Genomic DNA, 20,086 nt, shown 5'->3' with positions numbered 1-20,086 from the left:
TCAGAGTGGGCGGATGTCCAGGCCCACCAGCACCCGTTCCCGCTCCGACAGGTCTCCCACCACCCGGCGGATGGGAGGCGGTAGTTTGCGGATCACCACCGGGGTGGCCAGGATGCGCTCGTCTTCCGCCAGTTGCGGGCGCTCGATGATGTCCACCACCTGAATCTCCACCTGTTCCCCCTGCCGTCCCAGTTCCCTGGCCAGGGTTTCCAGGTTCTCGATGGCCCGCCTTGCCGCCGGGGTCATGCCGGCGATGTAGAGTCTGAGCTGGTAGTGGCCGGTGGTCATTGACGGCTCCTGGAGATGGCGGAGCGTGCCCGCTGGATATTGGCCAGACGGCGTTCGATCCCGGCAATCTCCCGCTCGATGTCCAGCGCCCGGGTATCCCGTTCCGCCCGTGCCAGCCGTTCCGCCGCGGCGTTGATCTCATCCAGTTCATGGCGTCGCTGCATGGCCCGGGACAGCTCGGTGTGCAGCTGTTCGATCACCTGTTCGTCCTCGGATTGGCGTGCCTCGCGGACCGTACCATAGGCAATGCCGCTTTCACCGATGTACGGGTCCTCGATCACCAGTCCCTGGTCGGTGAAACGGAATTCCTTCACCTGGCTGGAGATGGGCAGACCCCGTGCCTTGACCACGGTGATCAGACGATTCATCTCGCCGTTGTTCTCATGGCGCCGTAACTTGATCCAGACGTCGATCATGGAGGAGACATCCAGGTGACTCACGCCCTGGCTGTCATCGGTGAGCAGTTCCGTCGCCACGGCGGTGATGCCCGCCTCCTTGATGAGGTGGATCAGGCGCAGCAGCATGTCCTTGGCACTGTCGCCGGTGCGACGGGTGGCCAGGCTGCTGATGGGGTCCAGCACCACCAGATCGGGCTGATGGCGGCGAATGGAACGCATGATGCGCATCAGGTGTTCCTCCAGCCCCAGCTCCACGGCACGCACCGGTTGCAGGATCAGGCGGCGGTCGGCCTCGCTCCCCTCGGTGTGTCGGCGCAGGTCGGCGCCGATGCTCAACTGGTTGCGTACCAGTTCGTCCACGCTCTCCTCAAAGCTGATGTAGAGCACCTTTCTGCCTTGCTCGCAGGCGTTGACCGTCATGGCGGCGGCCATGCTGGTCTTGCCGGTGCCGGCCTGGCCCGAGAACAGCAGGGTGGAGCCCCGATAAGGTCCCTGGCCGCCCAGCATGGCGTCCAGGCCCGGAATGCCGGTGGATAAGTGTTCATCGGACACCCGGGCGCGGAGTACCGATCCGGTCACCGGGATCATGAAAATCCCGTCGCCATCCAGCAGGAACGGTGCCTCGCTGGTGCCGTGGCCACCGCCGCGGCGCTTGACGACCCGCAGCAGTCGGGTCATGACCCGGTGGTCCAGGTCCTGCTTGAGGGAGATCACGCAGTCCGCCACGTAATCTTCCAGGCCGTAGCGCGTGGTGAACTCTTCCTGTTCACCAATGGTGATCAGGGATGAGGTCCGGCATTCCCGCAGCCAGTCGAACACCCGGGCCAGCTCCCCGCGCAGGGAGATCTCGGCGGAAAAGGCCCCCTCCAGCACGTCCATGGCATCCACCACCAGGCGCTGGGCGCCGGTCTTTTGCAGGGCGTGATCGATACGCGCCATGACGGCGGTGAGTTCCACGTAGTCGCCGACCACTTCGTTGCGATCGGGGCGCATGTCCAGAATCCGCAGGCGTCCTTCTTCGATGAAACGGTCGGCGGCGAAGCCGAATCCGGCGGCATGCCGGATCAGGGCCTCGGGGGATTCGTCAAAGGTGACCAGCACCCCGTTCTCCCCCTGCCGGATACCGTGGCAGAGAAAGGTGAGGGAGATGACGGTCTTGCCCGTCCCCGGTCCTCCGCGCAGGAGTGTGGGGCGGCCGCGCGGCAGGCCGCCCTGCAGCAGGAAGTCCAGTCCCTGAATGCCGGTGGCGGCGGTTTCAGGATTTGCCGTGGTCACAGATGGAGATCTCCGGTGTTTGAGTTTCAAAAAAGTGTCGCGCCGTCACTTGACTGGATCATGACCTGTTCATCATCGTCACTCCCGCGCAGGCGGGAGTCCAGGACTTTCGGTCCATGACCGGAGTCCCGGCTTTCACGAGGATGAGTCATGCAGAAACATTCCTTGAGTGGGGTCTTTATGTCCTGGGATACTGCCTCCACGGGCTGTGTGATTCAAGAGCCGCTATCTTCAGACTATCTATGGACGAAAAGCGCGAAGTGGTCTTCCTGGCCCGAGGGGTCACCAAGACCTACCTGATGGGCGAGGTCCGTATCCAGGCACTGCGGGGGGTGGACCTGACACTCCATGCCGGTGAACTGGTGGTGATGCTAGGGGCATCGGGTTCCGGCAAGTCCACCCTGCTCAACATCCTGGGTGGCCTGGATCATGCCGACGGCGGCGAGGTGCGCTACCGGGACCAGGATCTGGTCCGGGCCGACGACCGGGCACTGACCCGGTACCGGCGACACCATGTGGGGTTCGTGTTCCAGTTCTACAACCTCATCTCCAGCCTGACCGCCCGGGAAAACGTGGCCATCGTCACCGAGATCGCCCGCGACCCCATGTCGCCCGAAGATGCCCTGGCCCTGGTGGGGCTGGAGGACCGCATGGATCACTTTCCCGCCCAACTCTCCGGCGGGGAACAGCAGCGGGTGGCGATTGCCCGTGCCGTGGCCAAGCGGCCCGACGTGCTGCTGTGCGATGAACCCACCGGTGCCCTGGATTCCCGCACCGGGATTCGGGTTCTGCGGGTGATCCAGGACATCAACCGGGAACTGGGAACGACCACGGCGGTGATCACCCATAACGCGGTGATCGGCGAGATGGCGGATCGGGTGGTCCGGCTGGCGGATGGCCGGGTCCAGTCGGTGGAGGATAACCCGATCCGCAAGTCTCCCGATCAGCTGGTGTGGTGATGCGGGCCATCCACCGCAAGCTGTGGCGTGATCTGGCCCGGCTCAAGGGGCAGGTGGCCGCCATTGCCGTGGTGATCGCCGCCGGCATCATGGTACTGATCCTCTCCGTCACCACCCTGGATGCCCTCACCCTGTCCAAGGATCGCTTTTACGACAGTCATCAGTTTGCCGATGTCTTTGCCGATCTCAGGCGGGCGCCGGAAGGGCTGGCCCCGCGCCTGGAGGCGATCCCCGGCGTCAACCGGGTGCAGACCCGGATCAAGGCGCCGGTACGCCTGGAAGTGCCGGGATTCCAGGAACCGGTGCGGGGCATGATCCTGTCGCTGCCCGACGGCCGCCAGCCCGATCTCAACCGGCTGTATCTGCGCCGGGGTGGGTTGCCCGAGTCCGGTCGGGCGGACCAGGTGGTCATCAGCGAGCCCTTTGCCCAGGCCCATGACCTGCACCCCGGCGACCGGCTCACCGCCATTATCAACGGCCGCCTGGAACGGCTCATCATCAGCGGGGTGGCCCTGTCGCCGGAGTTCATCTACCAGGTGGGGCCGGCGGATCTGTTGCCCGACTACCAGCGCTACGGGGTCTTGTGGATGAACCGCAGGGGCCTGGCCCAGGCCATGGACCTGGATGGCGCCTTCAACAGCGTGCTGGTGTCCCTGCGGGCCGGTGCGATCGAGGCCGCGGTGATCGAGGCCCTGGACCTGCGGCTGGCTCCCTACGGCGGCATCGGCGCGGTGGGGCGGGAGGACCAGGTCTCCCATCGCTTCCTGTCCGAGGAACTGGATCAGCTGCGGGTGATGGCGGTGGTCCTGCCCACCATCTTCCTGGGGGTGGCCGCCTTCCTGCTCAACGTGCTCATGGGACGCGTCATCCGCACCCAGCGCCAGCAGGTGGCCATCCTCAAGGCCTTCGGCTACCACGACCGGGACATTGCCCTGCATTTCGGTCTGCTCACCGGCCTGATCGTGGTGACGGGCACCCTGCTGGGCATCCTGCTGGGGTCCTGGTCGGCGGAGGCGCTGGCCGGGGTTTACGCGGAATATTACCGGTTTCCCGAGATGAGTTTCCGGCTTCGACCCCAGGTGATCCTGCTGGCCCTGGCGGTGGCCGCCGGGGCGGCCCTGCTGGGTACCTGGCGGGCAGTGAGACAGGCGGTCAGCCTGCCGCCGGCCCAGGCCATGCGCCCACCGGCACCGGAACGGTTCCGGCACTCCCTCCTGGAGCGGTCGGCCCTGGGGCGCTTGTTGTCCCAGCCCACCCGCATCATCGTGCGCAACCTCTCCCGACACCGTTTCAAGGCCTTCATGTCCATGTTGGGCATCGCCCTCTCCGGCGGGTTGCTGCTGCTGGGGAGTTACCAGTTCAATGCGGTGGACCATCTGCTGGACATCCAGTACCGACTGGTGATGAAGATGGACCTGCACCTGAGCTTCACCGATCCCACCCCGGAGCGGGCCTTGGCCGAGTTGCGGACCCTGCCGGGCGTGCAGTACGTGGAGGGCTATCGCTCGGTCCCGGTGCGCCTGGTCCACGAACGCCGGGACTATCGCACCGTGATCCAGGGCATGGAGGCCCGGCCCCGGCTGCGGGGCCTGCTGGACGCGGATTACCGGCCTGTCCACCTGCCGCCGGAGGGGCTGCTGCTCACCGGCTATCTGGCGGAATATCTGGGAGTGCGACCCGGCGACAGGATCACGGTGGAGGTGCTGGAGGGGCACCGCCGTACCCTGCAGGTGCCCCTGGCGGGCACGGTGGATGAACCCATCGGGGTCAGTGCCTACATGGAGCGGCGGGCATTGAACGGTCTGATGCGGGAAGGGCCGGCCTTCTCCGGGGCCTGGCTCATGGTGGCCGAGCACGAGCAGGACCGGCTGTTCGAACGGTTGTGGGAGATGCCCCGGGTGGCGGGGATCGGCATGATCGATGATGCGGAGCGTCAGTTCCGGGACTATATCCAGGACACGGTGCTGGTCATGATGGGTATCCTGTTGCTGATGGCCGGTTCCATCACCTTCGCCGTGGTCTACAACAACGCCCGCATCGCCTTTGCCGAACGGGAGCGGGAACTGGCCACCCTGCGGGTGCTGGGGCTTAGCCGGAGCGAGGTCAATTGGGTCCTGATCGGCGAGATGGCCCTGCTGACCCTGCTGGCCATCCCCCTGGGGTGGGCCGTGGGGACGGTGTTTGCCTGGCTGCTGAACCAGGCCCTGAGCATGGACCTGTTCCGGATACCGTTCGTCATCACCCCGGCCACCTATGCCTTCTCCGCCGCCGGGGTCTTGCTGGCGGCAGTATTGTCGGTGCTCCTGATCGGGCGCCGGCTGGCGCGGCTGGACATGGTGAGCGCACTCAAGAGCAACGAATAACCGACAGACCTTACATCATGCCCTTGCTCAAGAAGATCCTGATCGCCCTCGTCGCCCTGGCCATCCTGGTGCTGTTGGGGCTGGCCCTGCGGCCCGCGCCCGTCCCGGTCAGTGCCACCGAGGTGATCCGTGGCCCCTTCGCCGAGTTTGTGGAGGAGGAGGGTCGGACCCGCCTGCGTCATGCCTATACCGTCACCGCCCCCATCCATGGCTACCTGCGGCGGGTGACCCTGGAGCCGGGTGACCCGGTGGACATCGACGATGTCCTGTTCCTGCTGGAGCCGGCCCCGGCCCCGGGACTGGACCTGCGCAGCCGGGAACAGGCTCGGGAGGCCGTCCGGGCCGCCGCTGCCCGGCTGGAGGCCGCCCGGGCCGAGTTGGAGGTCCGCCAGGCCGAGAGCCGTCTGGCACGACAGGAGCATGAACGCGGCGAGCGTCTGTTCCGGCAATCCCAGATCGCCGCCGAGGAAAGGGACCGCCGCCTGGCCGTGCGGGATGCGGCCCGGGCGGCGGAGCGGGCGGCCCGGTACGGGGTGGAGGTGGCGGGCTTCGATCTGGCCTCTGCCCGCCTGGTACTGGAGATGGCCGATGGTCGTCGCGCCGGTGAGGAGAGCCCGGCCGTGGCCGTCCGCGCCCCGGTCTCGGGGCTGGTGACCCAACGGCACCGGCACGACGAAGGCCCCATTCAGGCCGGGGAGGCGGTACTGGAACTGGGTAATCTGGATGATCTGGAGGTCAAGGTGGATCTGCTGTCCATGGAGGCCGTGCGCCTGCGTCCCGGGATGCGGGTGATCCTGGAACGCTGGGGCGGCGGCGAAGTCCTGGAGGGCCGGGTGCGGCGGGTGGAACCGGCGGGGTTTGAGAAGGTGTCCGCCCTGGGGGTGGAGGAGCAGCGGGTGCATGTCTGGTCCACGCTGTCATCCCCCCGCGAGCAATGGCGCCATCTGGGGGATGGTTACCGGGTGGAGGCCCGCTTCATGCTTTGGGAAGGGGATGACGTACTCCAGATCCCCACCAGTGCCCTGTTCCGGCACGAAGATGCCTGGGCCGTGTTCCGGATCGAGAACGGGCGTGCCCGCCTGCAACGGGTGGAGATCGGTCGTCGCAGCGGACTGTGGACCCAAGTCCTGGACGGCCTGAATCCGGGGGAGCCCATCATCACCCATCCGGGAGACCGGGTCCGGGAAAACGGCCGGGTCCGGGCCGAGTCACATCAAAACCCGAGTGGATGATCATCGTCATTCCCATGCAGGCTGTACTGTCCTTGCCGGGGCATTCTCCTGAGGCTGTCACCGCAGTCCCGCAGGGCCTTGGCCATCTGGGTGCCGTTCTGGTAGCGCAGGTCGGGGTTTTTCTGCAGGGCCTTTTTCACCATCACCTGGATCACCGGACCCAGTTCGGGGCGCAGCGACAGAATGTCCCCGGGCGGCGACTGGGCGATCTGCGAGATCAGCCCGGTCAGGGTGTCGGCCTTGAACGGCAGTTCACCCGTCAGCAGCTGGTACAGGCACACTCCGAGGGCAAACAGGTCGGCGCGGGCATCCACCGACTGACCCGTGACCAGTTCCGGCGACATGAAGGCGGGGGTGCCCTGGCGCGGACCACCGCCGCCGCGGTCGTGCCCGATGATGCTGGCGATGCCGAAGTCGGTGATCTTCACCGTCCGTCGCTCTCGGTCGTAGATGATGTTGGCCGGCTTGACATCCCGATGCAGGACGCCCTGTTCATGGGCATAGGCCAGTCCCTCGGCCACCTGGGCACAGGCCTCCAGTACCTCGGGGATGGGCAGCAGGGTGTCCGGACGGGTAAAGGCCTCCAGCGGCTCGCCTTCCAGATAATCCATGGCGATGAAGGCCATGTCGTGCTCCTCGCCCACATCGTAGACCGTCACGATATGGCGGTGATCCAGACGTCCGGAAGCCTCCGCCTCGCGAAAGAATCGCTGCTTTGCTTCCTCCCTGACCTCCGGCTCGAAGGCCCGGTCCAGGGCCAGGGTCTTGATCGCCACCCGGCGATTGATATGGGGGTCTACCCCCAGGTAGACGATGCCCATGGCGCCTTTGCCCAGTTGTCTTTCCACCCGGTAGCGGCCGATCATGGGCTGGTCGGTGCCGTCATCGGACAGCAGCAACGCCTTGCCGCCCCGGATGTGCTTCATGTCACCGAGACGGGGCTGTCTGGAGCCGGCGAAGGGCTTGAGGCGGGCCAGTCGTTGCTCGGTATCCTGGAATGCGGGATTCCGGTCCCGCAGATACTGAAAGACCTCCACCGCGCGGCCGTACTGACGTCTGCGCTCAAAGTCGCGGCCCAGTCGGTACAGCTCGCCGAACAGCGGCTCCAGGGGGACATGACAGCGTTGCAGGGCCGCGAATGACGGCTCCAGGTGCCCTTGCTCCCGTAACTGCGCCCCCAACTGCAATCGAGCCTCGGCGGCATCCAGCCGATCCCGCGCCAGGCGTCGCGTGAGCCGGGCCTGGACCACCAGCAGCCCGTGCCCCAGCCCGACGAACAGGGCGGGGAGGATGAGCGGTAGCCACCAGCCCGTTGCCGTCAGGGTGGTCAGCGTCAACAGCAGCAGGCCGAGAACCAGGGCGCCGCTGCCGAGGACGGCGCGACGGGAGTCCGGCCCGCGGCTTGCCGGCCAGAGCAGGTAGAGGGCCGCCGCCGCCAGCAGCCATCGCTCCAGGGCGTGGAATCCGCCGCCGACACGAACACGGTGACCTTCGTGGACGGCCCCGGCGGCCCAGGCGGTCCAGGCGGCGGGGGGCAGGCTCAGGCCCCCGTGGGTGATGAAGGGGGTCTGATGCGGCTGATTGAGGCCGATGACCACGGCCCGGCCCTCAATCGCGCTCGCCGGTACCCGTTCCATCAGCAGGTCGTCCAGTGTCCAGGTATCCAGCGCCTGTCCCCGGGGATCCCGCCGTGGCGGCACGGCAAGGAGCGACAGGTCAGGGCCAAGGCTCAGGACATCATCGCCCATCCGCACACCCCGGCCGGGTGTCACCACCAGATCACCGGGCGCATGTCCCGCCAGGATGGCCGCCAGCCCCAGGGCCATGCCCGGCGCATGGCCGCCACGTATCGGCAGCAGGGCCGGGTCCGGGGGGTGCGGACGATCCGCGGAGGGTGTCACGGCCACGGTGGCGGCCCCGGACAGGGGCGGGATCGGCACCCGCAGGTGACTGTCGGCCCCGGGCAGGACGGCCGGGCGTGCCAGCAGCCGCAGGACCGGCCATTGCGGCCAGGCCGGAGTGGTGCCGTCCAGCCGTCCTTCCGGCAGGGAGGCCGGCCCGCTGCCCCGATGCAGGGAGGCGGCCACCAGGGCCCTGCCGTGACCTGCCAGCGCCTGGGCCAGACGGGCATCGGTATCCTGGTCGGGGCGGGGTGTCAGGGGCGGGGTTTCCGGGTGATCCAGGTCCAGATGCAGGCCGATGCCCGCGGCCCCCATGACCTGCAGCCGATCCACCGCCCGGGCCAGGGTGGCCCGGGAGTAGGGGGTGTGACGGCGGACGTCCTCGTCGCGGATCTCGATCAGGACCACCCCCGGTAGCCGGTCCGGCCGGGGCAACAACTGGGTGGCCGCCTGGCGGACATCCTGTTCCAGGGAACGCAGCGGCACGGTATAACTGCCCGCCAGCCAGGTCAGCAGCAGGACGATGATCAGGATCAGTGCCCCTGTGCCGGGACGGTTCGGTGAGCGGGACAAGGGGCCGAAAACTCCGCGCGTGGATTTCCCGTCAGTTATAGACTGCCGTGACCGGCAAGTCATCCGCCGGCGGCCCCGGCGGTGCCTGAACGAACCCGATCGGCCCGGGTCAGACCTGAGAGCACTGGATGCTCGATTCCCATTCCCCATTTTCAGGAGACGTCATGAGCCTGCTCATCAAGGGCCAGCTGCGCAGCGACTGGCTGGCCGAGGAAACCGAGGACGGTGAATTCATTCGCAAGGACTCGCTGTTCCGGCACTGGATCACCCCCGACGGTGCGCCCGGGCCGACCGGCGAGGGCGGCTTTCCCGCGGAACCCGGCCGTTATCATCTTTATGTGTCCCTGGCCTGCCCCTGGGCGCACCGCACCCTGATCTTCCGTGCCCTCAAGGGGCTGGAAGATGTCATCGGCGTCTCGGTGGTGAACCCGTTCATGCTGGAGCAGGGCTGGCGCTTTCAGCCCTGGCCGGGGGCCACGGAAGATCACGTCAACGGCTTTGAATACCTGCATCAGGCCTATACCCTGGCGGATCCGGAATACACCGGCATCGTCACCGTGCCCACCCTCTGGGACCGGCATCGCCGGACCATCGTCAACAACGAGTCTTCCGAGATCATCCGCATGTTCAACAGCGCCTTCGAAGCGCATACGGATCAGCACGTGGACTTCTATCCCGAGGCCCTGCGGGGACAGATCGATGCTGTCAACCAAAGGGTCTATGACACGTTGAACAATGGTGTGTACCGGGCCGGGTTCGCCACCGAGCAGGCCGCCTATGAGCGGGCCTTCGACCGTCTGTTCGAGACCCTCGACTGGCTGGAGGCGCGGCTGTCCCGACAGCGGTATCTGGTGGGTGACCGAATCACCGAGGCGGACTGGCGCCTGTTCACCACCCTGGTGCGCTTTGACGCGGTGTATTACAGCCATTTCAAGTGCAACCGGCAGCGACTGGTGGACTATCCGAATCTATGGGCGTACACCCGGGAGCTGTATCAGGTGCGGGGGGTGGCGGAGACCGTGAACATGGATCACATCAAGACCCATTACTACGGCAGTCATGAGCATCTGAATCCCGGTGGTATCATCCCCCGCGGCCCGGCGCTGGATTTCATGGCGCCCCATGGCCGTGATCGCATTGATTCACTTCTCCCCTCGGGGGAGAAGGATTGATTGCCCCCTTCCGTCCCTGGCGGAGGGGTTCGATTTTGCCGAGGACTGAACTTGACACCCTCCCCACGTCTAAAGTCGGGGGATTCCTCCTCCGAGACGCTTGTGCCCAAGCGCGAGAATGTTCCTTGCGGTATTGATGTCGCGGTCATGGCGCGTACCACACGCCTGACAGGTCCATTCTCTTATTCCAAGTCCTGTCCTACCCTTCGGACTACTGTTGCCAATATGACTACAGCACGAACAGGCTTAGGTGGTATATGACTCGTCGATTTCCTCAAACCAAACTCCCCGCGTTATCGCCTTGTATTGGAGTTGGGTTGTTCTCCATTATAGCAAAATCCGCCTTCGGCGAGCGCTATCCCTCCTCACGGCTGAAGCCGGGGGCTTCTCGCGCAATTTTGGTGACTGGAAAGACATTGATCGCCCCGGGCATCCTGACCCTGGCCATCCTGGCGGGGGTTGCCTACGTGATCCTGGCGGATCACGCCGCCGCGCCGCCGCCGGCCCGCGGTGCCCAGGGACCGGTGCCGGTGGTGGTGGCCCCCGTGGCCCAGCGCTACTTTGAAACCAGTCTGGAATCCCTCGGCACCGCCCGCGCCAATGAGTCGGTGGAAATCACCGCCCGCATCACCTCGCCGGTGGAGAGCATCGAATTCAGCGACGGTCAGCGGGTGAGCCGCGGCCAGGTACTGGTGCGTCTGGCGGCCGCCGAGGAGATGGCCGAGGCCCGCGAGCGGCAGGTCAGCGTGGAGGAACAGCGTCGGGAGCTGGAGCGCATCCGCGGCCTGGTGGCCGACCGCAACCTGCCCCGGCAGCGCCTGGACGAGCAGCAGTCCCGCCTGAGCGAGGCCCAGGCCCGGCTGGAGGCGGCCCAGGTCCGGGTGGCCGACCGGGTGATTCGTGCCCCCTTCGACGGTGTGGTGGGTTTTCGTCGCGTCAGCCTCGGTGCCCTGGTCACGCCGGGTACCGTCATCACCACCCTGGATGACATCAGCGTCATCAAGCTGGACTTCAGCGTGCCGGAAACCTTCCTGCCCGGGGTGGCCTCGGGACAGCGCATCGAGGCCCGCAGTGCCGCCTACCGGGATCGCACCTTCCAGGGCGAGGTCACCAGCGTGGACACCCGGGTCGACCCCGGCACCCGCGCCGCCATGGTGCGTGCCGCCATCCCCAACCCCGACGGCGCCTTGCGCCCCGGCATGCTCCTGACCGTCACCCTGGTCAAGGACCAGATGGAATCCCTGTCCATTCCCGAATCGGCCCTGATGCAGGTGCGGGATCAGCACTACGTCTTCGTGGTCACCGACGAGGACCGGGTGCGTCGACAGGATGTGGAGGCCGGTCGACGGGTGCCAGGCTACGTGGAAATCCTGGACGGCCTGGAAGCCGGAACCCGGGTGGTCCAGGAAGGCACGGTCCGCATCCGCCCCGGCAGCGCCGTGGAGGTGGTGCGTGAATACCAGCCCATGGGTGGCCGCTCATGATCCTTTCCGATGTTGCCAACCGCCGGCCGGTCCTGGCCGTGGTGATCAGCCTGTTGCTGGTCACCTTCGGGGTGTTGTCCTTTGATCGTCTGCCCCTGCGGGAATATCCGGATATCAACCCGCCGGTGGTGACGGTGCAGACCGATTATCGGGGCGCCAACGCCGCCATCGTCGAGACCAAGATCACCCAGCTCATCGAGGACCGGGTCAGCGGCATCGAGGGGATCAAGTGGATCTCCTCGGAGAGCATCGACGGCCAGTCCCGCCTCACCATCGAATTCCAGATCAACCGGGACATCGACGCCGCCGCCAATGACGTGCGCGAGGCGGTGGCCCGGGTGCTGCGACAGCTGCCGGACGAGGCGGACCCGCCCCAGGTGTTCAAGGCGGATACCAACGCCGATCCCATCATGTGGCTCAATCTGGCCAGCGAACACATGGACGGCCTGCAACTCACCGATTATGCCGAGCGCTACCTGGTGGACCGCCTGTCCACCGTGGACGGGGTGGCCCTGATCCGGATCGGCGGCGCCAAGCGGTATGCCATGCGCATCTGGCTGGACCGGGAGGCCCTGGCCGCCCGGGGCCTGACGGTGGAGGACGTGGAGTCCGCCCTGCGGCGGGAAAACGTGGAACTCCCCGCCGGACGGGTGGACTCCCTGCAGCGGGAGTTCAACGTGCGCCTGGCCCGCGGCTATCAGAGCGCCGACGATTTTGCCCGCCTGGTGATCCGGCGCGGGGATGACGGCCACCTGGTCCGCCTGGGGGAGGTGGCCCGGGTGGCGGTGGGACCGGAGAACGATCGTACCGAACTGCGCGGCAACGGCGAGGACATGGTGGGCCTGGGCATCATCCAGCAGTCCACCGCCAACACCCTGGCCGTGTCCCGGGCGGTGCGGGCGGAAGTGGACCTGATCAACCCCACCCTGCCGGAAGGCACCCGCATCGCCATGAGCTATGACACCTCGGTGTTCATCGACGGTGCCATCAAGGAGGTGTTCACCACCCTGTTCATTGCCATGCTGGTGGTGATCCTGGTGATCTACCTGTTCCTGGGCAGCGTGCGGGCCATGCTGGTGCCGGCGGTGACCGTGCCGGTCTCCCTCACGGCGGCCTTCATCGCCCTCTATGCCCTGGGTTTTTCCGTCAACCTGCTCACCCTGCTGGCGTTGGTGCTGGCCATCGGCCTGGTGGTGGACGATGCCATCGTGGTGCTGGAGAACATCCATCGGCGCATCGAGGCCGGCGAGCCGCCCCTGCTGGCGGCCTACCGGGGGGCACGGCAGGTGGGTTTTGCGGTGGTGGCCACCACCCTGGTTCTCATCTCCGTGTTCGTGCCCCTGGCCTTCCTGGAGGGCAATATCGGGCGTCTGTTCACCGAGTTCGCCCTGGCCATGGCGGCGGCGGTGGCCTTTTCCAGCATCGTGGCCCTGACCCTGTCGCCGGTGATGTGTGCCCGTCTGATCCGCAAGGATACCGGCAAGACCGGGCTGAATCATGTCATGGCGGTGACCTTTGATCGTCTGTCGGCCCTCTACGGCAAGGCGCTGCGGGGTTCCCTCAAGGTGCCGGTGGTGACCGGGGTGGTCATGGTGGCCATGCTGGTGGCCATCATCAGTCTGGTGGAGCGCATTCCCAACGAATACGCCCCGCCGGAAGACCGGGGGGCCTTCTTCGTCCTGGTGGACGGCCCGGAGGGGGCGGGCTACGAGCACATGCAGTCCCAGATGCGCCAGGTGGAGGCCCGGCTCATGCCCTTGATCGAATCCGGCGAGGCCATCCGGGTGCTGGCCCGCACCCCGCGGGGCTTCGGCGGCGCGGAGGCGGTGAACAACGGTTTCGGCATCGTGGTGCTGGCCCACTGGAACGATCGTGAGCGCTCCGCCTGGGAGATCATGAGCGCCCTGTCCGCCGAACTGGCCCAGATCCCGGACGTGCGGGCCATCACCGTCATGCGCCAGGGGTTGGGCGGGCGCCGGGTGGGCCAGCCGGTCCAGTTCGTCATCGGTGGTCCCAGCTATGATGAACTGGTGGAATGGCGGGACCTGATCATCGAACGGGCTTCGGAAAACCCCAACCTGAGAAATCTGGATTCCGATTTCAAGGAAACCCGGCCCCAGCTCATGGTGACCATCGACAAGGACCGGGCGGCGGATCTGGGGGTGTCCTTCGAGAGTATCGGCCGGACCCTGGAAACGGTGCTGGGCTCGCGGCGGGTGACCACCTACATCGACCGGGGCGAGGAGTATGACGTGATCCTGGAGGGGATACCGGATCAGCGCCGGACCCCCGACGACATCCGCAACATCTACGTGCGCTCCACCACCACGGGGGCGCTGATTCCCCTGTCCAACGTGGTGAGTTTCGTGGAGCAGGCGGACGCGGCCACTTTGAGCCGCTACAACCGCATGCGCGCCATCACCATCACCGCGGGTCTGGCCCCGGGCTACACCCTGGGGGAGGCCCTGGAGTACCTGGAGCGTATCGCCGCGGAGGAACTGCCGGCGGAGGCACGCATCGACTACAAGGGGGAATCCCTGGAGTTCAAGGAGGCGGGTGGTGCCATCCTGTTCATCTTCGTGCTGGCCTTGGTGGTGGTGTTTTTGGTGCTGGCGGCCCAGTTCGAGAGCTTCGTCCAGCCGGCGGTGATCCTCACCACCGTGCCGCTGGCGGTGGTGGGGGCGCTGGTGGGACTGCTGCTGACCGGCCAGACCCTCAACATCTACAGCCAGATCGGGATCGTCATGCTCATCGGTCTGGCGGCCAAGAACGGCATTCTGATCGTGGAGTTCACCAACCAGTTGCGGGACACCGGACGTGAGTTCCGGGAGGCCCTGGTGGAGGCGGCGCAGATCCGGCTACGGCCGGTGCTGATGACGGCCTTCACCACGGTGATGGGCACCCTGCCGCTGATCCTGGCCAGCGGTCCGGGTGCGGAGAGCCGGTTCGTGATCGGCACCGTGGTGTTTGCCGGCGTGCTGTTCGCCACCCTGTTCACCCTGTTCGTGGTGCCGGTGGCCTACCAGACCCTGGCCCGCAACACCAGCTCGCCGGGCGAGACCGGGCGGCGCATCGACGAACTGGACCGGCAACATGGGGAAGCCGGGGTTTGAGGTGCCGGGGAGATGGGGGCTATTCCGCCCCCTGAAACCGCAATGCCGCCGAGTTGATGCAGTAGCGCAGCCCGGTCGGCGGTGGGCCGTCCTCGAACACATGCCCCAGATGGGCATCGCAGCCGGCGCAGCGCACCTCCACTCGGGTCATGAACAGGCTGCGATCCTCGTGCCGTTCCAGGGCCGATTCACTCACTGGCTGCCAGTAGCTGGGCCAGCCGCTACCCGAGTCGTACTTGTGATCACTGTTGAACAGCGGGGCATCACAGCAGATGCAGTGATATACCCCCGCGGCCTTGTGATCATGGAAACAGCCGGTGAAGGCCCGTTCCGTGCCCGCCTCCCGGGTGACGCGATACTGCTCCGGCGTCAGTTCGGCACGCCACTGGGCCTCGGACTTGCTCACCTTCTCGTTCATGATGCAGACACCTCGTCGTTTTTTGATCCCCATCCGGGATCGGTTATGATCATATCGCCACGCTTCCCTATCCACCCTGGAGGGGCTGCCTTCGCCCGCCCCACGGGGGAGAATGGCCGGAAAGAATGTCAAGGCCGGTTCGTCCACGGACGATCTGTCGGGACCTTTCTCCAGATAGGGAGTGCGCAGTGAGTGTTCATCACATTGGGACAGTGCCGGGCAGGGAAAGACTCCCTGGGATGAGGTGTCCGCCATGACATGCCAAGACTGCCAGATCATCGAGCGCTGTGAACCCGGACCGGGGCGGCTCTATCTGGCGCCGTTCCTGTCCCACACCCTCAAGGCACTCCACAAACACCTGCAGGCCCAGGGCTATCCGGTTCACAACGGCATCGAAGGGGTTCTGGAGATCCGCCTGGGCAACGGTGATCTGCAGCCGCTGGCCCAACGGCTCAAGGATCAGTTGAGCGAGGCCGAGATCCGGGACTGTCAGGCCGCCTTGCTGCCCGAGGATCAATCCTTCGGCATCGCCCATCTGCCCCGTACCCAGAGCCTGCACGCCCTGCTGGCGCGGGCCTGCAGCGGCTGGCTGGTGGACATCATCGAGACGGAAAGCCTGGTGTTCCATTTCCAGCCCATCGTCCATACCCGGCGCCCGGATCAGATCTTCGCCTACGAATCCCTCATGCGCGGACAAAGCCCCGGGGAACACTCGCTCATCTATCCGGATCGGTTGCTGGAGCAGGCCAGGGCCGCCCGCCTCATGTTCCAGCTTGACCGGACCGCCCGCATCAATGCCATTCGTCAGGCGACGGGTCACAACATCCGCTGCAATATCTTCATCAATTTCAATCCCACCACCATCTACGATCCGGCCTACTGTCTCCAGACCACCCTGAACGAAGTCCGCCGGCTTGGCGCCGATCCGCAGCGTTTCGTGTTCGAAGTGGTGGAAACCGAGGCCGTCTCCGACACCGCCCACCTGCGCCGGATCGTGGATTTCTATCGCGAGGCCGGCTTTCGCGTGGCACTGGACGATCTGGGCGCCGGCTATGCCTCCCTCAACCTGCTGGCGGAGTTGCGGCCGGATTTCGTCAAGTTCGATCGTGCTATGGTGAAAGGGATCGACCAGGACCCCTTCCGCCAGAAGGTGCTGGCCAAGCTGATCGAAATGGCCGGCGAACTGGACATCGCCACCATCGCCGAGGGCGTGGAAACCCGTGCCGAATGGGACTGGCTGCGTGGCCGGCGGGTGGACTATGTACAGGGCTATCTGTTTGCCCGTCCGGCGACACCGCCGCCGGCCCCCGAGGTGCCCGAAGACCCGAGATGACGACGAGGGAGACCCCCGCTTGACCGACCCCATCAGCTCCGCCTACCGCCTCCTGGAGGCCTCCCAGGTGCATTATCAGGGCCGGGTGGTCGGGACCATCGCCAGCCTCGATGCCCATGCCCCCGCCGAGAATTACGCCGACTGTTTCGTCCGCGACTTCGTGCCCTCCGGCCTGGTGTTCCTGCTGGACGGTCGCCACGACATTGTCCGCGACTTTCTGGCCCTGGTGCTCAAGCTGCGGGATCAGCAGGAAGAGGTGGAGGGTCACCGGGCGGTGGCCAAGGTGATGCCCGCCAGTTTCCGGGTGCTGTGCAACGAGGCCGGGGAGGAGGAGATCCACACCGATTTCGGTGACCGGGCCATCGGCCGGGTGGCGCCGGTGGATTCCATGATGTGGTGGCTGATCCTGCTGGTGGCCTATGAGCGGGTCAGCGGAGATACCGCCTTCACCCGTTCTCCGGAGTGCCGCCGGGGCGTGCGCATGATCCTCAACATCTGCCTGCAGGATCGCTTCGAGATCTTCCCGACCCTGCTGGTGCCCGACGGCTCGTTCATGATCGACCGGCGCATGGGGGTCTACGGTCACCCCCTGGAAATCCAGTCCCTGTTCTTCGGCGCCCTGCGGGCGGCCCTGGAGCTGTTGGACCCGGAAGACGCGGAAAGCCAGGCCATCCATCAGCAGTCGTGCAAGCGTCTGGACCAGCTCACCGAGTATGTGCGCCACTATTACTGGCTGGACGAGGATCGACTCAACCGGATCCATCGCTACCGGACCGAGATCTTCGGCCATGATTCGGAAAATGCCCTGAATATCCATCCGGAGAGCATTCCCGACTGGGTCAGCGACTGGTTGCCCCCGCAGACCGGCTATCTGGTGGGCAACCTGGGACCGGGACGGATGGATTTTCGCTTCTTCTCCCTGGGCAACCTGCTGGCGGTGCTGTTCGGTCTGGCGGACCCGGAGCAGGGGCGGCGCATCATGGCCCTGTTCGACCAGCGCTGGAGCGATCTGGCGGGGATGATGCCGGTGAAGATCTGTTTCCCCGCCATGGAAGGGGATGAATGGCGGCTGATGACCGGTTCCGATCCCAAGAACATCCCCTGGTCCTATCACAACGGCGGCAACTGGCCGGCCCTGCTGTGGGCCTTCGTCGCCGCCGCCCTCCACGCCGGGCGGGAAGACCTGGCCCGCCGTGCCCATGACACCGCCGCCCCCCGTCTCTACGCCAACGGCTGGCCCGAATACTACGACGGGCGCAACGGCCGTCTCATCGGCCGCCGCTCCAACTTCAATCAGACCTGGTCGGCCACCGCGCTGATCCTGTCACACAAGTTCATCGAGGACCCGTCCACCCTGGACGTCTTGAGCCTCAAGGGATACGAGAAACGATGAAGAAAACCCAAAGCAAGGCCCGTCAGGGCGAGGGCCTGTATATCGTCCTGATCAGCATCCACGGCCTGGTCCGTGGGGATGACCTGGAACTGGGACGCGATGCCGACACCGGCGGACAGATCAAGTACGTGGTGGAACTGGCCCGTGCCCTGGGCGCCCACCCCGAAGTGGGGCGCGTCGACCTGCTCACCCGCCGGGTGGTGGACAACCGGGTGTCCGACGACTATGCCCAGCCGGAAGAAGACCTGGGCAACGGGGTGCGGATCATCCGCCTGGACTGCGGCCCACGCCGTTATTTGCGCAAGGAAAAGCTCTGGCCCTATCTGGACTGCTTTGCCGACAACGCCATCAAGCACATCCGTCAGGTGGGCCTGATGCCGGACGTGGTGCACGGCCACTATGCCGATGCCGGGCACGTGGCGGTGCGGGTGGCCAACCTGATGGGAGTGCCGCTGGTGCAGACCGGTCATTCCCTGGGTCGGGTCAAGCGGGAGCGCCTGCTGGAGAAGGGCGCCACGGCGGACGAGATCGAGCGCCGCTACCACATCGGTCGCCGCATCGAGGCCGAGGAGGAGGTCCTGGGCAACGCCTACATGGTCATTGCCAGCACCCGGCAGGAGGTGGAGGAACAATATGCCCTCTACGACCATTACCGCCCGGAACGCATGGTGGTGATCCCGCCGGGCACGGACCTGAGCCGGTTCCATCCCCCCCGGGCCCGAGCCCCCCGTCCAGCCATTTACCAGACCCTCAAGCGCTTTCTCGCGGACCCGGACAAGCCCATGATCATGGCCCTGTCCCGACCCGACGAGCGCAAGAACATTCCCACCCTGGTCAAGGCCTATGCCGAACATCCGGCACTGCGCAAGATCGCCAACCTGGTCATCGTCGCCGGCAACCGGGACAGCATCCGCGAGATGGACAAGGGGCCGCGGGATGTCCTCACCGAGGTGATGATGCTCATCGACGACCATGACCTCTACGGCGCCGTAGCCTTCCCCAAGCATCATGCGGCCGACGATGTGCCCGATCTCTACCGCTTGGTGACCCGCACCCGGGGCGTCTTCGTCAATCCGGCCCTGACCGAACCCTTCGGTCTGACCCTGATCGAGGCTTCCGCCAGCGGCGCCCCCATCGTGGCCACGGAAGACGGCGGTCCCCGGGACATCCTGGCCCACTGCAACAACGGGGAACTGGTGCACCCCCTGGACTGCCGGGCCATGGCGGAGGCCATCCACGGCATCCTCGTGGACCCCGACCGCTGGAAGCGCCTGTCCGACAACGGTCTCAAGGGAGTGCGCCGGCACTATGCCTGGGAAGGTCACGCGGAGAATTACATCAAGCGGCTCAAGGGGCTGCGCCGGGAGGCCAGCCGCCATCGCCGGGGGCAGCAGCGTCTCTCCGGCAAACTGTCCCAAGCGGATCGGGCACTGATTTCCGACATCGACAACACCCTGCTGGGTGACCGGGGCTCCCTGCGGGTGATGTTGCAACGGCTCAAGGAGCGGGGCAGGGGGGTGGCCTTCGGCATTGCCACCGGTCGTCGCCTGGACTCGGCCATCCAGGTACTCAAGGAATGGGGCGTGCCCACGCCGGACGTGATGATCACTTCCGTGGGCGCCGAGATCCATTACGGCCCGGAGATGACCGAGGACCAGGGCTGGTCCCGCCACATCGATCACCGCTGGAACCCGGAGGCCCTGCGCCGCCTGTTGCTGGACCTGCCGGGCATCACCCTGCAGCCGACGGAGGATCAGCGCCGCCACAAGCTCAGTTTCTTCGTCGACCCGGCCAAGGCCCCCGGCATGAAGGAGATCGAGCGACTGCTGCATCAGGAAGATCTGCACGCCAACATCATCTATTCCCATGATCATTTCCTGGATCTGCTGCCGGTGCGGGCTTCCAAGGGCTTTGCCGTGCGCTACTTCGCCGACAAGTGGGGTATCCCCCTGGACCACACCCTGGTGGCGGGGGACTCGGGCAATGACGAGGACATGCTGCGGGGCAGTACCCTGGGCGTGGTGGTCGGCAATCACCAGCCCGAACTGGAACATCTCTACGGCTTCCGACGGGTGTACTTCGCCGATGCCACCCATGCGGGCGGCATCGCGGAGGCCTTCGATCACTACGACTTCTTCGGCCGCTGCGGGGTGCCCGGGGATGACGATGAGGAGTGACCGGCTG

General features: G+C 66.0%; 14 protein-coding genes. 9 read left to right on the top strand and 5 right to left on the bottom strand.

The genetic code is table 11. The features are described from left to right. Together ACLF6L_RS13290 and kaiC are read right to left on the bottom strand one after the other, a co-directional pair. On the bottom strand, positions 1-288 hold the full coding sequence (locus ACLF6L_RS13290; RefSeq protein WP_238616227.1) for a circadian clock KaiB family protein: 288 nt from the start codon (positions 286-288) through the stop codon (positions 1-3). Continuing rightward, on the bottom strand, positions 285-1,961 hold the full coding sequence (kaiC, locus tag ACLF6L_RS13285) for a circadian clock protein KaiC (RefSeq protein ID WP_412851857.1): 1,677 nt from the start codon (positions 1,959-1,961) through the stop codon (positions 285-287). Before kaiC ends, ACLF6L_RS13290 begins: the two co-directional genes overlap by 4 nt. 242 nt (positions 1,962-2,203) lie before the next feature. On the opposite strand from kaiC, the gene ACLF6L_RS13280 reads away from it, so the two are divergent. The 3 genes from ACLF6L_RS13280 to ACLF6L_RS13270 are packed head-to-tail and all read left to right on the top strand — an operon-like array spanning position 2,204 to position 6,515. Beyond that, on the top strand, positions 2,204-2,920 hold the full coding sequence (locus tag ACLF6L_RS13280; protein WP_238616225.1) for an ABC transporter ATP-binding protein: 717 nt from the start codon (positions 2,204-2,206) through the stop codon (positions 2,918-2,920). Continuing rightward, positions 2,920-5,283, top strand: a complete 2,364-nt coding sequence (locus ACLF6L_RS13275) for an ABC transporter permease (protein ID WP_412851856.1) — start codon at positions 2,920-2,922, stop codon at positions 5,281-5,283. The genes ACLF6L_RS13280 and ACLF6L_RS13275 overlap by 1 nt, the downstream gene beginning before the upstream one ends. A 17-nt stretch (positions 5,284-5,300) precedes the next feature. Next, complete coding sequence (locus tag ACLF6L_RS13270) at positions 5,301-6,515, top strand: efflux RND transporter periplasmic adaptor subunit (protein WP_412851855.1); 1,215 nt, start codon at positions 5,301-5,303, stop codon at positions 6,513-6,515. Here the strand turns inward: ACLF6L_RS13270 and ACLF6L_RS13265 are convergent. Continuing rightward, entirely contained in the window at positions 6,497-8,989 is a 2,493-nt protein-coding gene (locus ACLF6L_RS13265) for a protein kinase domain-containing protein (RefSeq protein WP_412851854.1), read from the bottom strand. The two genes, ACLF6L_RS13270 and ACLF6L_RS13265, sit on opposite strands and share 19 nt — an antisense overlap. Positions 8,990-9,153: 164 nt before the next feature. Between ACLF6L_RS13265 and ACLF6L_RS13260 the strand changes: the two genes are divergently transcribed. Next, positions 9,154-10,161, top strand: coding sequence for a glutathione S-transferase family protein (locus tag ACLF6L_RS13260; RefSeq protein ID WP_412851853.1), 1,008 nt, complete (start codon positions 9,154-9,156; stop codon positions 10,159-10,161). Between the two features lie 69 nt (positions 10,162-10,230). Here ACLF6L_RS13260 and ACLF6L_RS13255 read toward each other — a convergent pair whose 3' ends face one another. Then, entirely contained in the window at positions 10,231-10,386 is a 156-nt protein-coding gene (locus ACLF6L_RS13255) for a zinc ribbon domain-containing protein (protein ID WP_412852792.1), read from the bottom strand. Between the two features lie 176 nt (positions 10,387-10,562). On the opposite strand from ACLF6L_RS13255, the gene ACLF6L_RS13250 reads away from it, so the two are divergent. After that, positions 10,563-11,645: an efflux RND transporter periplasmic adaptor subunit gene (locus ACLF6L_RS13250; RefSeq protein ID WP_412851852.1), complete on the top strand. Its 1,083-nt coding sequence runs from the start codon at positions 10,563-10,565 to the stop codon at positions 11,643-11,645. After that, the gene (locus tag ACLF6L_RS13245) at positions 11,642-14,758 is read left to right on the top strand and encodes an efflux RND transporter permease subunit (RefSeq protein ID WP_412851851.1); all 3,117 of its coding nucleotides are present in this window, start codon (positions 11,642-11,644) and stop codon (positions 14,756-14,758) included. Before ACLF6L_RS13250 ends, ACLF6L_RS13245 begins: the two co-directional genes overlap by 4 nt. A gap of 19 nt (positions 14,759-14,777) precedes the next feature. On the opposite strand, the gene msrB is transcribed toward ACLF6L_RS13245, so the two are convergent. Next, a complete protein-coding gene (msrB, locus tag ACLF6L_RS13240) occupies positions 14,778-15,176 on the bottom strand; it encodes a peptide-methionine (R)-S-oxide reductase MsrB (RefSeq protein WP_238616218.1) in 399 nt (132 codons plus the stop codon). Positions 15,177-15,429: 253 nt separating this feature from the next. Between msrB and ACLF6L_RS13235 the strand changes: the two genes are divergently transcribed. The 3 genes from ACLF6L_RS13235 to ACLF6L_RS13225 are packed head-to-tail and all read left to right on the top strand — an operon-like array spanning position 15,430 to position 20,079. Further along, a complete protein-coding gene (locus ACLF6L_RS13235; RefSeq protein WP_238616217.1) occupies positions 15,430-16,509 on the top strand; it encodes an EAL domain-containing protein in 1,080 nt (359 codons plus the stop codon). Positions 16,510-16,528: 19 nt separating this feature from the next. Then, positions 16,529-17,902 carry a glycoside hydrolase 100 family protein gene (locus ACLF6L_RS13230; RefSeq protein ID WP_412851850.1) on the top strand — a complete coding sequence of 458 codons (1,374 nt, stop codon included), beginning with the start codon at positions 16,529-16,531 and terminating at the stop codon, positions 17,900-17,902. Further along, positions 17,899-20,079, top strand: coding sequence for an HAD-IIB family hydrolase (locus ACLF6L_RS13225; protein WP_412851849.1), 2,181 nt, complete (start codon positions 17,899-17,901; stop codon positions 20,077-20,079). Before ACLF6L_RS13230 ends, ACLF6L_RS13225 begins: the two co-directional genes overlap by 4 nt. Positions 20,080-20,086: the final 7 nt, after the last annotated feature.

This window comes from Ectothiorhodospira shaposhnikovii, assembly GCF_047222355.1.
In the GTDB taxonomy this organism is placed as follows: Bacteria; Pseudomonadota; Gammaproteobacteria; order Ectothiorhodospirales; family Ectothiorhodospiraceae; genus Ectothiorhodospira.
The sequence above is the reverse complement of the archived record's forward strand: the minus strand, read 5'-3'. Positions and strand labels throughout refer to the sequence as shown.

Coding starts and splice junctions, on each gene's coding strand:
- ACLF6L_RS13280 (WP_238616225.1), top strand. CDS start 2,204: ATGGACGAAAAGCGCGAAGTGGTCTTCCTGGCCCGAGGGGTCACCAAG.
- ACLF6L_RS13260 (WP_412851853.1), top strand. CDS start 9,154: ATGAGCCTGCTCATCAAGGGCCAGCTGCGCAGCGACTGGCTGGCCGAG.
- ACLF6L_RS13270 (WP_412851855.1), top strand. CDS start 5,301: ATGCCCTTGCTCAAGAAGATCCTGATCGCCCTCGTCGCCCTGGCCATC.
- ACLF6L_RS13225 (WP_412851849.1), top strand. CDS start 17,899: ATGAAGAAAACCCAAAGCAAGGCCCGTCAGGGCGAGGGCCTGTATATC.
- ACLF6L_RS13245 (WP_412851851.1), top strand. CDS start 11,642: ATGATCCTTTCCGATGTTGCCAACCGCCGGCCGGTCCTGGCCGTGGTG.
- msrB (WP_238616218.1), bottom strand. CDS start 15,176: ATGAACGAGAAGGTGAGCAAGTCCGAGGCCCAGTGGCGTGCCGAACTG.
- ACLF6L_RS13235 (WP_238616217.1), top strand. CDS start 15,430: ATGACATGCCAAGACTGCCAGATCATCGAGCGCTGTGAACCCGGACCG.
- ACLF6L_RS13290 (WP_238616227.1), bottom strand. CDS start 288: ATGACCACCGGCCACTACCAGCTCAGACTCTACATCGCCGGCATGACC.
- ACLF6L_RS13275 (WP_412851856.1), top strand. CDS start 2,920: ATGCGGGCCATCCACCGCAAGCTGTGGCGTGATCTGGCCCGGCTCAAG.